The organism is Okeania sp., from assembly GCF_983059655.1.
On sequence record NZ_CEZPJD010000023.1, the window covers coordinates 1 to 14,075 of the forward strand.

Annotated in this window: 11 protein-coding genes and 2 pseudogenes; 7 read left to right on the plus strand and 6 right to left on the minus strand. The window is 36.6% G+C overall.

Annotated elements, in window-relative coordinates; genetic code table 11:
* On the minus strand, nt 1–409 hold a 409-nt coding region (locus tag AC3DU7_RS02925; protein ID WP_488037871.1), incomplete at its 3' end, for a reverse transcriptase N-terminal domain-containing protein.
* A gap of 586 nt (nt 410–995) precedes the next feature.
* On the minus strand, nt 996–2,159 hold the full coding sequence (locus AC3DU7_RS02930; protein WP_488037872.1) for an RNA-guided endonuclease InsQ/TnpB family protein: 1,164 nt from the start codon (nt 2,157–2,159) through the stop codon (nt 996–998).
* A 133-nt stretch (nt 2,160–2,292) separates the two neighbouring features.
* On the opposite strand from AC3DU7_RS02930, the gene AC3DU7_RS02935 reads away from it, so the two are divergent.
* Nucleotides 2,293–2,532: a hypothetical protein gene (locus AC3DU7_RS02935; protein WP_488037873.1), complete on the plus strand. Its 240-nt coding sequence runs from the start codon at nt 2,293–2,295 to the stop codon at nt 2,530–2,532.
* A 96-nt stretch (nt 2,533–2,628) separates the two neighbouring features.
* Here the strand turns inward: AC3DU7_RS02935 and radA are convergent, their stop codons facing one another.
* Nucleotides 2,629–4,236, minus strand: a complete 1,608-nt coding sequence (gene radA / locus AC3DU7_RS02940) for a DNA repair protein RadA (protein WP_488037874.1) — start codon at nt 4,234–4,236, stop codon at nt 2,629–2,631.
* Between the two features lie 165 nt (nt 4,237–4,401).
* Here radA and rpaB point away from each other — a divergent pair, with 165 nt between their 5' ends.
* The 3 genes from rpaB (at nt 4,402) to AC3DU7_RS02955 (ending at nt 6,557) form a co-directional block, all read left to right on the plus strand.
* Nucleotides 4,402–5,133: a response regulator transcription factor RpaB gene (rpaB, locus tag AC3DU7_RS02945; protein WP_488037875.1), complete on the plus strand. Its 732-nt coding sequence runs from the start codon at nt 4,402–4,404 to the stop codon at nt 5,131–5,133.
* A gap of 254 nt (nt 5,134–5,387) precedes the next feature.
* Nucleotides 5,388–6,035 (plus strand): cofactor assembly of complex C subunit B, encoded by a 648-nt coding sequence (locus AC3DU7_RS02950; protein WP_488037876.1) that lies wholly within the window; start codon nt 5,388–5,390, stop codon nt 6,033–6,035.
* A 399-nt stretch (nt 6,036–6,434) separates the two neighbouring features.
* Nucleotides 6,435–6,557 carry a hypothetical protein gene (locus AC3DU7_RS02955; RefSeq protein WP_488037877.1) on the plus strand — a complete coding sequence of 41 codons (123 nt, stop codon included), beginning with the start codon at nt 6,435–6,437 and terminating at the stop codon, nt 6,555–6,557.
* 70 nt (nt 6,558–6,627) lie between these two features.
* Here AC3DU7_RS02955 and AC3DU7_RS02960 read toward each other — a convergent pair.
* Nucleotides 6,628–8,080, minus strand: a pseudogene (locus AC3DU7_RS02960) (IS5 family transposase).
* 134 nt (nt 8,081–8,214) lie between these two features.
* On the opposite strand from AC3DU7_RS02960, the pseudogene AC3DU7_RS02965 reads away from it, so the two are divergent.
* Nucleotides 8,215–8,532: pseudogene (locus tag AC3DU7_RS02965) on the plus strand (DUF456 family protein); the annotation flags it as partial.
* Nucleotides 8,533–8,535: 3 nt separating this feature from the next.
* On the opposite strand, the gene AC3DU7_RS02970 reads toward AC3DU7_RS02965, so the two are convergent.
* Complete coding sequence (locus AC3DU7_RS02970; protein WP_488037878.1) at nt 8,536–8,961, minus strand: hypothetical protein; 426 nt, start codon at nt 8,959–8,961, stop codon at nt 8,536–8,538.
* 554 nt (nt 8,962–9,515) lie between these two features.
* Nucleotides 9,516–10,589: a dTDP-glucose 4,6-dehydratase gene (gene rfbB / locus AC3DU7_RS02975; RefSeq protein ID WP_488037879.1), complete on the minus strand. Its 1,074-nt coding sequence runs from the start codon at nt 10,587–10,589 to the stop codon at nt 9,516–9,518.
* 289 nt (nt 10,590–10,878) lie between these two features.
* On the opposite strand from rfbB, the gene AC3DU7_RS02980 reads away from it, so the two are divergent.
* A complete protein-coding gene (locus AC3DU7_RS02980) occupies nt 10,879–12,702 on the plus strand; it encodes a CapA family protein (protein ID WP_488037880.1) in 1,824 nt (607 codons plus the stop codon).
* Nucleotides 12,703–13,138: 436 nt separating this feature from the next.
* Nucleotides 13,139–13,285, plus strand: coding sequence for a hypothetical protein (locus AC3DU7_RS02985; RefSeq protein WP_488037881.1), 147 nt, complete (start codon nt 13,139–13,141; stop codon nt 13,283–13,285).
* Nucleotides 13,286–14,075 lie beyond the last annotated feature (790 nt).

Genomic DNA, 14,075 nt, shown 5'->3' on the forward strand with positions numbered 1-14,075 from the left:
CTAGTGCCATTTTGACAAGTGCTTGTGTTGCTCGGTCTTTCATTGTAGGTATACTCAAAGGCCGTTTCTCTTCCTTCCCTGCCTTGGGAATCCACACTCGCCTGGTCGGGTCGGCCTTTGAACTCAAGTGTAATTTTGATACAAGTTCCAAACGTTGCTTTGGGGTTAGTGACTTCATACCGTCCACTCCTGCCGTTTTTCGCCCTTGGTTGTCTTGAGTTACTCTACGAACCGCTATACATTTTGCACTCCAGGATTTCATCAATAATTTCTGGAGTCTGTGGGTTGTTTGAACGTCGCCACGTTGAGATGCTTTATATATTCGCTTTTGCAGCTTCAACACGCTCCTCTCTAGCTTTTGCCAGGGGATTGTTTCCCATTTATACTCTAACCTTGTGGCCTCATTCATCACGTATTAACTGCTACTTACGACTACATAATCTGTTTGATCGTGAGTCCGTCTGCTTATCTCTAGAGTTACCTAGAGCTTTTGCTTTTGACCCAATCTTTCCCGGTTATTTCCTAGATTCCTAGATTTTGCGTCTTAGCTGACTACTCAGGATAATCGACCTTGCCTGAGAGATTTAATCGGGTTACTTCGTTCCTCATCACCTTTGGTTTGTTCTTTGAGGACGGCACTTTTCACCGAAATTTGGGGATGCACTATCAAGTCGATTAAAATCCTCTTGACACCCTATGTTGATGACCTTTTGGTACTCCCAGCGTATCAATCTTTTTTCGCTGGTTTGCTGTAACGGTGATTCATACGCACCTTTGCTTTCGCTATCCATGAGAACTTACTCACGGGGTTAGGGGTAGATTCCCCGCTCCTTTCCGCTTTTATTCCCGCTTCAGGGATTGATGGCTAGTCGCTACCCTGGGGAATATGTTTTCACTACAGTGCTTGTTGGGTAAGACTTGGCCATTTTTCTGGGACTTTGGCCTCACTTACAAGGTTATGAAGTTGTCATGGCTAAAGGATTCAAGTGCGAACTCTACCTTGATTTGGTTACTTTAGCCACGCTCCCTGTCCCTCTATTAAGATTTAAGGGAAACGAATCGCACTTTATTGCTGCATTTAAGTCTCGATCATGTTTTGCACCACAGTTGAGACACTCCCATTCTCGCACCTTCAGGTCTAGCTTGCCACCTTTAAAGCCACAATTTGAGCAAATTTGGGATGTTGGCTCCCAACGATTAATTACTCTGAAATCGCGACCATATTTTTCTGCTTTTCCTTCTAGGAATGTTCTGAATTGTCTCCAACCTAGATCTGAAATTGCTTTGGATAATTTACGGTTCTTAATCATACCAGAAACGTTTAAATCTTCTAAAACAACTGTTTGGTTTTCACGAATTATTTCAGTAGATAATTTATGTAGAAAATCTGTCCTTGTATCTTTCAGCTTGGCATGGAATTTAGCTACTCTAACCCTGGCTTTTTCATACCTTTTAGACCCTTTAGTTTTATTAGATAATGACTTACTTAACTTTTGATACTTCTTAATTCGTTTCTTCAGTGGCTTAGGAGCATCAACCTTTGTGCCGTCGCTAAATGTAGCAAAGGTTTTGATACCTAAATCTATACCTACTGAATTATCAGTTTGAGGTAAGATTTCTGGTTGTATTTCTACTACAAAACTTAAGAAATATCTATGAGCTGAATCTTTGATTACTGTTACTGATGATGGAGGAGCAGGTAACTCTCTTGACCAAACTATTTTCAGCTTTCCAATCTTAGCCAAATAAACTTTGTGTTGACCAATTTTAAATCCTCCCTTTGTAAACCTAGCAGTTTGCTTTGACTTTCTACTTTTAAATTTAGGAGGTTTAACAGGTCTACCTTTTCTCTTGCCTTGAGTTGATTTAAAAAAGTTTTGATAAGCCTGGTTTAAATCATTCAATGATTGCTGCAATGGTATGTTAGAAACCTCTGACAACCATTCTCTTTCTTCAGTCTTTTTAGCTTGAGTAATAAAAAGCTTTTGTAGTTCTGAATTAGTAGATTTCTTTTCTCCTGATTTATACCTATGTTGGCAGTAAGCTAGACTATCATTCCAAACCACACGGACACAGCCAAATAGCTTGGCTAATCGGTATTTTTGTCCCGGGGTTGGATATATACGGTACTTAAATCTAGCTTTCATAACTTGACGCATCAAACTAATAATATAGTAACATATTTATAGACAAAAATTAACTAAAAAGTCGCCCTAGAAGGGCGAGGCTTGAAACCCATTTTTATGGTCAAAAGCTTGGTTGAGTAATTGTATATTTATAAAAAGTTTCACCATGGGTTCCTATGGATTGAAACATTATGCAGAAAACTGGGCAAGAAACTACATCTGTAATAGCGCTCTAATTGCAGCAGCTATACATAAGGGAATTGACTACAAACCTCTTGGGGGAGCAAATGTTTTACTACCTATTTCTAAGAAAACTTTTGGGAAAAAAGTTGATGCCCGTGGAACAGTTACCGACTATGATACTTTTTATAATGGAGCCGTTCCAGAATCTATTCAATTTGTTTAGTCATCTATTAACATTGCAATCGCTGAAAACTAAAAGTTAGCAAAAAAACAGCCAGGAAACTTAACTTCCTAGCTAATAACTTTTAACAAAAAAACCTTAACTCCCCATCGTCGGAGGTTGGGCCGGAATAGCAGCAATTATTGCATCTATCACTTTAGCAATGGGCAATATTTGCATTCCTAAGTCCGGCGGTTGCTGACCTTTCGGAATAATTGCCCTCTTAAAACCTAACTTCGCAGCCTCTCTCAACCTTAATTCCAACTGAGATACAGGTCGTACCTGGCCACCTAAACCAACCTCTCCCAGCAAAATAATTCTGGGGTCAACTACCCGGTCGCGAAAACTAGCCACTACTGCAATAGCAACTCCCAGGTCTGCGGCAGGTTCTTCAACACTCAAACCCCCCACGGTCGCTACATAAGTATCTAACTTAGATAAAGGAATGCCGACCCGTTTTTCCAACACTGCCAAAATCTGTTGCAACCTACCACTATCAATTCCAGTAGTAGAACGCCGAGGTGCACCATGACTTGCTGGGCTAACCAATGCCTGAATCTCTACAACTATTGGGCGAGTACCCTCCATAGAAACAACCGTAGAAGTTCCAGAAGCATATTCATCCCTACTTCCTAAAAATAACTCTGAGGGATTCAATATCTCCTTTAAACCATTCGCCACCATTTCAAATACTCCAATTTCGTGAGTAGCACCGAAACGATTTTTCATAGAACGCAACAGACGGTGGGAGGCAAACCGATCGCCCTCAAAATATAGAACTGTATCTACCAAATGTTCTAAAACACGAGGACCTGCCAAACCACCATCTTTAGTAACATGACCGACTATTAATAAAGTAATATTTTCCCGCTTTGCTACTTGCATTAATGCGGAAGTACATTCCCTCACTTGAGCAACGGAACCAGGAGCAGAAGTCAGCGAAGCAAAATAAATTGTTTGGATACTGTCAATCACAGCAAGATATGGTTTGAGAGATTCCAACTCTCTTAAAATTACTTCTAAATCTGTTTCTGGCAATAAAAATAAATTTTCCTGAGAATCTGTAGTGGAATCTTTTATAGTTTCAGCATTGTCATTACTCTGTTGACCTTCGTTGGAGGATAAATCTTCATCCATTTCAATATTTGAAACAATATCCTTATTTTCATTTGAGGATAAATCTTCATCCATTTCAATATTTGAAACATTATCCTTATCCTCTTCCTCTACTTCATTGAGATTAACAATTAAACGTTGCGAACGTAATTTTACCTGTTGTCCAGACTCTTCTGCCGACACATATAAAACTCGACATCTACTAGACAACTGATTAGCCACCTGTAACAAAAGAGTAGACTTACCAATACCAGGCTCTCCACCAATCAAAACCAAGGAACCAGGAACAATTCCACCACCAAGTACTCGATCCAATTCCTCAAATCCAGAAGGCATTCTGGACAAACTTTGGTCAGAAATCTGGGATAATAGAAAAGATGCCCTTGGTTGACCAGAAGACTTATCTGATTCAGATGTTTGACTGCCAATACCAATATCAGTCAGTCCCAATCTTTGTAAAGTCGTTACAGTTTTTTCTTCTATCTCCTCCGTCATAGAATTCCAAGTATGACAACTAGGACATCTGCCCAAAAATTGAGTAGACTCATACCCACATTCTCCACAAACATACTTTATTTTCTGTTTTGGCATTTCTTAAAATAATTTAATATTCACTCGTAAATATAAAAAAGCCTAAAGTTTCACTCATCCTCAGCATAAGAAGTAATACATAATGGTAATTTCTGTTGTTATTTTGATGATAGAGTTAAGAAAATTAATATAATTATAAATCTAAATGAAGGAGTGTTAGGAAAAGTGGAAAATCATAAAGAAAAAATATTGGTTGTTGATGATGAGGCAAGTATCCGTCGTATCTTAGAAACTCGGCTGTCGATGATTGGCTATGATGTTGTAACTGCTGCTGATGGAGAGGAAGCTTTAGTAACTTTTCACAATACGGAACCCGATCTAGTGGTATTAGATGTGATGATGCCAAAATTAGATGGTTATGGTGTATGTCAGGAGTTGCGGAAAGAATCTGATATTCCCATAATTATGCTGACTGCTTTGGGAGATGTTGCAGATCGAATTACAGGTTTAGAGTTAGGTGCTGATGACTATGTTGTTAAGCCTTTTTCTCCGAAAGAATTAGAAGCAAGAATTCGTTCTGTATTACGTAGAGTTGATAAGAATGGGAGTTCTGGTATTCCTAGTTCTGGTGTGATTCAGGTCAGCAGTATTAGAATTGATACGAATAAGCGTCAAGTTTACAAAGGGGATGAACGAATTAGGCTGACTGGTATGGAGTTTAGTTTGTTGGAGTTGTTGGTAAGTCGTTCTGGAGAACCTTTTTCTAGGTCTGAGATTTTGCAGGAAGTTTGGGGTTATACTCCAGAGCGCCATGTAGATACGCGGGTAGTGGATGTTCATATTTCTCGGCTGAGGGCTAAGTTAGAAGACGATCCAAGTAATCCAGAATTGATTTTAACTGCTCGGGGTACTGGTTATTTATTTCAACGTATTATTGAGCCTGGTGAAGTTGGTTGAAATATAAGCAGGGAGTAGGGATTAGGGAGTAGTACTGCTACGCGGAAGTCAAAATTCAAAAGTATTGATTGGTAAGGCTTTTAGGATTTTGTAATTGGTTAGTTATTTCTGCTATCCTGCACTAGGGAGTAGGGAAAAATAATTGATAATTTTTGTAGCATAATTGATTTTATTTTTGATTTTTGGATAATTCTATCAGTAACTTCACTCAGAGGTACTGATAACCGATAAGTGATAATTTACTAAGTGAAAATATGACTAAATCAGACCAAAATCAAGTCTTACGAATGCTGCCTATAATAGTAGGAGGATTAGGTGGAACTTTACTCATGGTTAATCGATTGTTTACCCCTAATCTTTTAGCTTCCCAAGCTCGTTCTGATGTAGTGGGGGTAGTTTTATGTGCTTTTTTGATTTTGACTGGTTTACTTTGGCAACAGATACAAGCACGTTCTCCTGATACTGTTGAATTAATTGGTGAATCAGGATTTGAACTTTTGCCTGAGTTATCAGAAAGAGCAAAAAATGAACTTGCCTGGGCTTCTAGTTTATTATTAACCAATACAGTTACTAAAACTATTATTATTTGGTATCAAAACAAAGTCTTCTTAAAAAGAGGAATTTTACCATCTAACTCACAAGTAGAACCGGGAGCTATTTTTAAGCAAGTTTTGAAGAAACAAAAACCTATTTATTTAGTAGATTTAAAAGTTTATCCCGGTCGTATTGAATTTAATTATTTACCAGAAAATACTCAAGGTGTTATTTGTCAACCTATTGGTAAAAATGGTGTAATGATCTTAGGCGCAAATTCACCTCGCAGTTATACTAAACAAGATGAAAATTGGATTTCAGGAATAGCAGATAAATTGACAGATACTTTGTCGAGAGAAATTAAATAGAATCAATAATACAGGTCATTTCAGTTATCAGTTATCAGTACCTCTGTCTGAAGTCGGAGGCTTGAAATATTAAACCTACATCCCACACGTCAAAATGTAGTATCTCAGACTAGCTATTGAAAGCTTTGCCTGAAAGTAACTATAAGGTTTATAAACAAAAATACATAGTACACAAGCTATTAATAATAATAATTAGGACTTGCTGAATAAAATTGTAATCAATACCAGTTAAGGCTTCCAGGGTTAAATATTGCTGAAAAAGTGCAAGGTTTTTGGCTCAATTAGAGTTTGCTGATTAAATAGGGCTTGCTGAAAAAATCTGAAAACGGTTGATTTTTTATTCAAAAAAAACTGATGATAATTTTTGATTATCATTATTATATTCAACTATAATTTGAAATGATTAAATATAGCGCTGTGTGCAGGCAACAGGCAACAGGCAACAGGCAACAGCGGTCAGACCCCGCGTCGCCGGCAGCTCGCTTGCGGAATGCTGACCAAGAGAGGCAACAGAGGGAATAAATTGCCGATAACATAAGACTTTTAGCTATTGGGCAAATCCTGCAATTTGTAAATATACCAGCGCTCATTGCTATACATAGCCAAAACAGTTTTTTCTCCAAAAAAGTACAAAAAAAGAGAAAAAGCCTCTTCCCGTGAGGGTGGAAAGGTTGATTACTAAGAAAGTAATTGCGATAGCTTCGCTGTGCCGGAGGCAATCGCAGTCATAGAAGTTTCAGGAAGTTTTGCCATCACTTTTGCCAGACTAAATCCTCTTTTTGCTTGCCCAAATTTACCCTCAATATGGTTCCGCAATCTTTCATCTAACTGGGCTTGCTTTTTCTGTTCTTTATCAATATTTTTGGGTGGTCTTCCCAAAGGAGGACCGCTGATTCTAATACCTTTCTCTTTACAGAATTTGCGGTTTTCTCTTGTCCTGTAAATTTGGTCTGCATGAACTGACTCTGGGTAATGACCTGTGTAATTTTTAAACTGTTCAACTTGAGCCTTTAAATCCCCTGATTCATTATAGTTATCCCAACTTATTCGGTGTAAAAATACGTATCCGTCAATACAACTTGCAGATAATTTTGCTCCAAATTCTGTGTTAATTCCTGCTTTTCTTCTCACTATTGGGCGTATATGAGGTTGATTTATACTTACTATTCTGTCATCTATTCGTTGTTCTTTGTTCTCCCACATCCATTGTTGCTGACGATATACTTCACTCACTACTAACAATATTTTATAAAGTCTATTACTCAGACTTTCTAGACTTGCACCCTTCTTTATTAGTAGCTTTATGGTGGTTAAGTTTTTACTTACATATTTCAGTTTTTTTTGATGGCTTTCCTAATTTCTATACTAGTAGGTCGTCTTTTTTTGGCTACCTTTAAATATTCTTTTCTAGCTGTTTGACGCTGAGTAGTTGGTTTTTCCTGAAACTGGCTTTTGATAGGTTTATACAGAATATCTATGATTTTTTCTGTGAATTTTCTCCCTTGATTTAATAGATTTAAGTCCGTTGGATAACTGATATCGGCGGGGGCGCAGGTGGCATCTATGATTAATTTACCTTGATTTTTGATTGAATTGATTTCTTCTAATATTGTAGTTTTTTTTCCTTCATCTTCCTTCTTTTCACCCTGAGTTTTCACCATATCTGAATTAATTTTATTAATTAAATCCATACCTATTCTTTCTCTAAAGTGAACCAACATTGAGGCATCAAAAGGAGATTAGCTGTTATAGGATTCAAGACCGATAAAGTATTGTAAATATGGATTTTCCTTGATTTGCTCTACTGTTTCCCTATCACTTATCCCTAGTTTTTCTTTAATAATTAATGCCCCTAATGCCATTCTAAAAGATAAGGCAGGCGCTCCTCTTTCCTCAGAGAATAAAAGCGCATATTCATCTTCATATTCTGACCAATAAATTAAATTAGCCATCACTACCCAACGATTGTCTGGGGATAATTGACCATTGAATGGTAGTTCAAAATTTTCTGGTGTAGTATCATGTTGGCCTACTTTTCTGTACATGGTGCGTGCAGTTAGATACCTGGAATAAGAGTGTATTTTAGCTGAAAACCGGGCACAATTTCTGGTTCAAAATGCTTTAAATCATTACTGTGTAAGTTTTTCATACTTTTTCAGCAAGCCCTACTTATTGGGGAGCAAAACAGTCAGGTGCTAGTAAATGGGGACAAACAGGCTGTTTTATTGGCCTGGCATTAGGTTTTTTTGGTCTCTTACCAACTTTACCATTTGGCGGACCTTTATTAGGGATGTTGATTGGACCTTTTTTCGGAGCAGTTGTTGGAGAATTTTTGTATCGGAAAGATTTAGAGTTTGCTCAGAGGGCTAAATTATCTGTAAAAGCTGGAATAGGTATAGTGGTCGGCACAATTGTGGGAAATATAATTCAAGGAATTTTAGCGATCGCTACCGTGATAGTTTTTCTTATTTCAACTTGGCCGACCATTTATAGTTAATAGTTAAAAAGAATAAACTCTGCCAGTGGGAGAAATATAAACTGATTTATGGTCAGTTGCTTCTGAACCTGGTTTAACTCTAACTGTAACTATATTACCCTCTGCACTATATTCATAAGTAAGTAAACTGTCATTATATATGTTTACTGTGCCATAACCGTCAGGTATACTTTGTAAGTCAACTCTGATATTTTTACTTCTTCCTGCGGGCAAAATTCTTTCTACTTCTGGAATTAAGTTATAGTTGAGAGCTTTTCCAGTCTGATTTAAAATCTTTAGTGTAATTGGTTGTTTTGAATCTGCGGCTTGAGCTTCTGGTTGCCAATGTCCAGGTACATAAGTAGGAGCATTTTCAGATAAAACTTCTTTAGGATAAGTTATGAAGCTTGAAGTTATTAATAATGTTGTGATTAGAGCAAATTTTTTCATTTTTTCTCTTGTTGTACTGTACAAAAAATCTAATACTTAATACTCCAAAATTTTGGCTTCGGTTATTTGTGAGGTAATCTTAACAGCAATTTTTAGGATTATAAGGTATGGTAAAAAAATATTTCTGTTACCAGCATTGAGTATTACCTAAATTATTCAAAATTTGTACCTCTAATACTCAAAAACTGCTGGATACAATAAATAGTTGTGCAAAATAAATTTTCTAGTTGAAATTGGCAAAAGGGGAATGGCAAAATATGTAATTAATTTTTTCCCGGTACTTAGCAGTCTGAAATTATCCATCAAACATCGAGAACTTTATAGATCAAAAATTTGAAAGCCTTATTTCTGTTTCTGCTTGTCTAGCCTCTAATTCCCATAATTTTTACCTACAACTCAAATAGGATTTTTATAACAGTAGTAACCTCGAAAACTCTAAAACTAACTAATTGTGCATTGGGATAGTTGCTAGAAAAGACTACTTGCAGAAAATAGAAGAACTAGCAGCTAATAATCAAAAAACTATTACTAATTAACAATTACCAATTCCCAATTTAAGAGCTTGCATAAACTTTCTGATAATAAGCTTGATATTCTTCAGATAACAATGGCTCCCACCAATTTCGGTTATTCAAAAACCATTCTACTGTCTGACGTAACCCCTCTTCAACAGTTACTGAAGGTTGCCAACCTAACTCAGTTTTAATCTTTGTCGCATCAATAGCATAACGTCTATCATGACCTGGCCTATCCTTAACAAAAGTAATTAACCTTTCACAAGGTTGTACTGGTAAATCAGTTGCTAATTCATCCATAATTTGACACAACATTCGCACTAAATCAATATTTTTTACCTCATTATTTCCACCAATATTATAAGTTTCTCCTGGTTTACCTTTGTGAATTACCGTATCTAATGCCCGACAATGATCTATCACATACAACCAATCTCTAATATTTTGCCCATCACCATAAACTGGTAATTGTTTTCCTAATAAAATATTGATGCACATCAGAGGAATTAATTTCTCAGGAAAATGATACGGTCCGTAGTTATTAGAACAATTAGTAATAACTGTCGGGATACCATAAGTATGATAATAAGCTCTAGCCAGATGGTCACTTCCTGCTTTCGATGCAGAATAGGGACTATTTGGCGCATAAGGTGTGGTTTCTGTAAAAGCAGAATCTTCTGAACTTAAACTACCGTAAACTTCATCAGTTGAAACATGGAGAAATATACACCTCCGGTCTGGGTTTTGGGCAACAGTGGAATAATGACTTCTGAACGCCTCTAACAAAGTAAAAGTACCCACAACATTAGTTTGCACAAAAGCTGCCGGGCCAAGAATAGACCGATCCACATGAGATTCTGCTGCAAAGTGGGCTACTGTATCTATATCCTCTTCCTGGAGTAACCTATCTACTAATGAGCGATCGCAAATATCTCCCTGGACAAAACGGAAATTTGGTCTGTTTTGTAAATCAGCTAAAGTCTCCTGATTACCAGCGTAAGTCAGAGCATCCAATACAACTACTCGATGATTAGGATAGGTTTCACACCAATAATGGACAAAATTAGAACCAATAAATCCAGCACCCCCGGTTACCAATAATCTACTTTCCATAATTTTCATCTCCTGAGAGCTTCCTATTAAGTACTTAATGCCAAATTAATGTAACATTAGCTCTTACAATCTTTGTACCTAGTAAACAACTCTAACTGATAAAAAGCCCAATGTTCTAAATTTTTACTAGCATCAAACTTATCTGTTCTAGTCGCTTCGGACATACTTGTCAATTTTCCCACCTACTTACTTAACATTTCTATTTGTTTGAGCTATATCATGATTTAGTTTAGTTGATATTTTTGGTGTATTGAATTTAGCTTATATTTTCGGTGTAAGGATAATAATTGTGAGTCAACAAGAAATTTTAACAAGAGCAAAACAAGGAGACCCTCAAGCGATCGCTTTTCTCATCAACCAAGCATTAACAACTATCGGAGTTAAAGCTAAGGTTAGTATTCAGAAAAATAATCTGCATCTTCTACTGGAAAGCTCTCAATTGCCAGATCGCCAAGCTTGTATTAGAGTAATTCATCAAGGAATGCAGCGCCTTAACGCATCATCGATTGATTTTGTCAATCTTTACGGGCGAAGATTAGGTAACACCATCCCGGAGTGGACAGAAGTTATCGAATTATATAGACCTACCATATACCATCCAGCCGGAGTAGGGACAATTTGGTGGCAGCCAGAAAATACAAACTCTTCCCAAGAATCTCTTGAACCTGCTCTGCCTTTGCTATTTCAACAGATGGAATTAAATGCTCCAGAAGTAGTTAAGACTAATCCAGAGATAAGTAAAAGTGAAGATAAAAATGTAGATTTTTCTCCAGTTAATCTCAACCGACCTGTGAGAAAAAGAAATAATCGCTCTAGGACAAAAAAAATCTTTTCTTCCTATGATACTTCTTGGCAATTTTTACCTCAGAAAAATCAAGCTATTTGGCTATTATTAAGCACTATTGGCATAGCATTAATTCCTGTATCAAATTTAGTTTTCAATTCTAATAATTACAAGCTACCTACAATTATTTCAAATATTTCTCAACCACAACGAAGACCTCAACAAAACTCTTCAGCAGTAGAAGTTAGACAGTCAGCAGTATCGACCGTAGCTACTCCTCAAATTGTACAAACTCAAAATCAACTTAATTTATCAGAGGTTTCTGAGTTTGTTTTATCATCTATTAAATCTCCGATTAATCCTGATACTAGAATTACGATTAAAGCAGTGGGGGATATTATTCCTGGCACTAATTATCCTAAGAATAAATTACATCCGAAAAAACAAGAGTTATTTGCATCTGTAAAACCTCTATTACAAGATGCAGATATTGTTTTTGGCAATTTTGAAAGTACCTTAACAAGTTATCCAAGAAGTGGCAAAAAAATGGGGAGTGGTAGGGTATTTGCTTTTAGAACACCACCGAATTATAGATATTTGTTGAAAGATGCTGGTTTTGATGTATTGAGTGTGGCGAATAATCATTCTTTCGATTTTTTAAAGCAAGGGTTTGAAGATACAATTGCTAATATTCAAAATGCTGGTATGCAAGCTGTTGGGAAAAAAGGAGAAATTGTTTATCGTGAAGTGAAAGGGGTTAATATAGCGTTTATTGCTTTTAGTAATTATAGTTATCATAATTCTATGCTTGACTTGGAATCTGCTAAAAAACTTGTCCGAGAAGCAGATGAAAATGCAGATATTATTGTTATTTCTGTTCATGCTGGTGCAGAGGGAACTAGGGCGTTGAGAATTAAGAATAAGACTGAATATTTTTTTGGTGAAAATCGAGGTAATAAAATTTTATTTTCTCATACGTTAATAGATGAAGGTGCAGATTTAATTTTGGCTCATGGTCCTCATGTCCCTAGAGCAATGGAGGTTTATCAAGGGAAGTTAATTGCTTATTCTCTTGGTAATTTCATGGGATATCGTACTTTGTCTAGTAAGGCTCAGTTGGGATATTCTTTGGTATTAGAAGTGGATATTAATCCTAGAGGGGATTTTGTTTCGGGTAAGATTTTGCCTGTTCATTTGAATAGTAAGGGTATTCCTTATCCTGATAAGTATGGTCGGAGTATTAAGTTAATTCAGCACCTTACAAAAAAAGATTTTCCGAAGACAATTTTAGAAATTGATGGGGAAGGGAAGTTAAAAGTTAAAGGTTAAAGGTTAAAGGTTAAAATTTGAGGTAATAACTGGTACTCCTTCTAGGAAAATTCCTGAAGATGAGCGATCGGCTTTTTGTAGGGAAATTTTGTTGAATAAAAAATCATGCGTAGGGGCGAACGAACCATTATAGTTATTATGATATCACAAAAATTGTGGGGATGGAACTGAAAATACTTTGAGACGCGTTTTTTTCAAGAGCTTCACAGAATAAAAATGTGGGCGCACTGAGGAGTGATGGAGGGAAAACAAGTATTTACTGAAAGCTCAACTAGATGACTATATTTCTGGCACTGCTTCTCGGAAAATTTCTAAAGATGAGCGATCGCCTTTTTGTAGGGAAATTGCATTGAATAAAAAGTCATGTGTAGGGGCGAACGAACCATTATAGTTATTATGATATCACAAAAATTGTGGGGATGGAACTGAAAATACTTTGAGACGCGTTTTTTTAGGAGCCTCACAGAATGAAGATGTGGTTAGCTTTGCACTGGGGATGGATGGAGGGGAAAACAAGTATTTGCTGAAAGCTCCACAAGATGACTATATTTCTGTCACTACTTCTAAGAAATTCTTGAAATAGAGCGATCGCCTTTTTGTAGGGAAATTGCGTTGAATAAAAAGTCATGTGTATAGGCGAACGACCCCTCATAGTTATTATCATATCACAAAAATTGTGGGGATGGAACTGAAAATACTTTGAGGCGCTTTAGGAGCTTCATTCTTTGAAGCTGTTGGCGCACTGAGGAGTGATGGAGGGAAAAATAAGTATTTGCTGAAAGCTCCACAAGATGACTATATTTCTCTGGCACTGCTTCTAGGAAAATTCTTGAAGATGAGCGATCGCCTTTTAGTAGGAAAAATGTGTTGAATAAATAAATTGAATCAAATTTTTATTTCTGATTTCTCTCTGTTGCCCTATACGCAATAGGAATTTTTGCTCAGTATTTTTTGGTTTCTGAGAAAATTTTTCAGAAGCAGTCTGTAGGGGTTTGGTTTCCAAACACTTTATTCTGATTTTTCTCTGTTGCGCTATACGCAATAGAAGTTTTTGCTCAGAGAAACCAAAGTCTAATGGCAGATTTAATCAAATTTTTATTTTTAATTTTTATTTGTTGCGCTATACGCAATAGAAGTTTTTGCCTAAGTAATTTCTGATTTCTGGGAAAAGTTTGTCGGAGGGGTGGGAAGTTCACGCCGAAGCTACTATCAAATTTCTATTTCTGATTTTTCTGTGTTGCGATAGCGCAATAAAAATTTTTGCCTATTATTTCCCTTTCCCCAATATTCAGAAAATTGCTCATCTCCCCTCCGGTTGTTATGCGCTTCAGAAAATGCAAATATGATTTCTCTTTCCTAATATTCAGAAAATT

Excerpts from the sequence above, each read along its gene's own strand:
- AC3DU7_RS02955 (WP_488037877.1), top strand. The coding sequence starts at position 6,435 with ATGATTAAATATAGCGCTGTGTGCAGGCAACAGGCAACAGGCAACAGG.
- rfbB (WP_488037879.1), bottom strand. The coding sequence starts at position 10,589 with ATGGAAAGTAGATTATTGGTAACCGGGGGTGCTGGATTTATTGGTTCT.
- AC3DU7_RS02935 (WP_488037873.1), top strand. The coding sequence starts at position 2,293 with ATGGGTTCCTATGGATTGAAACATTATGCAGAAAACTGGGCAAGAAAC.
- AC3DU7_RS02930 (WP_488037872.1), bottom strand. The coding sequence starts at position 2,159 with ATGCGTCAAGTTATGAAAGCTAGATTTAAGTACCGTATATATCCAACC.
- AC3DU7_RS02950 (WP_488037876.1), top strand. The coding sequence starts at position 5,388 with ATGACTAAATCAGACCAAAATCAAGTCTTACGAATGCTGCCTATAATA.
- radA (WP_488037874.1), bottom strand. The coding sequence starts at position 4,236 with ATGCCAAAACAGAAAATAAAGTATGTTTGTGGAGAATGTGGGTATGAG.
- AC3DU7_RS02970 (WP_488037878.1), bottom strand. The coding sequence starts at position 8,961 with ATGAAAAAATTTGCTCTAATCACAACATTATTAATAACTTCAAGCTTC.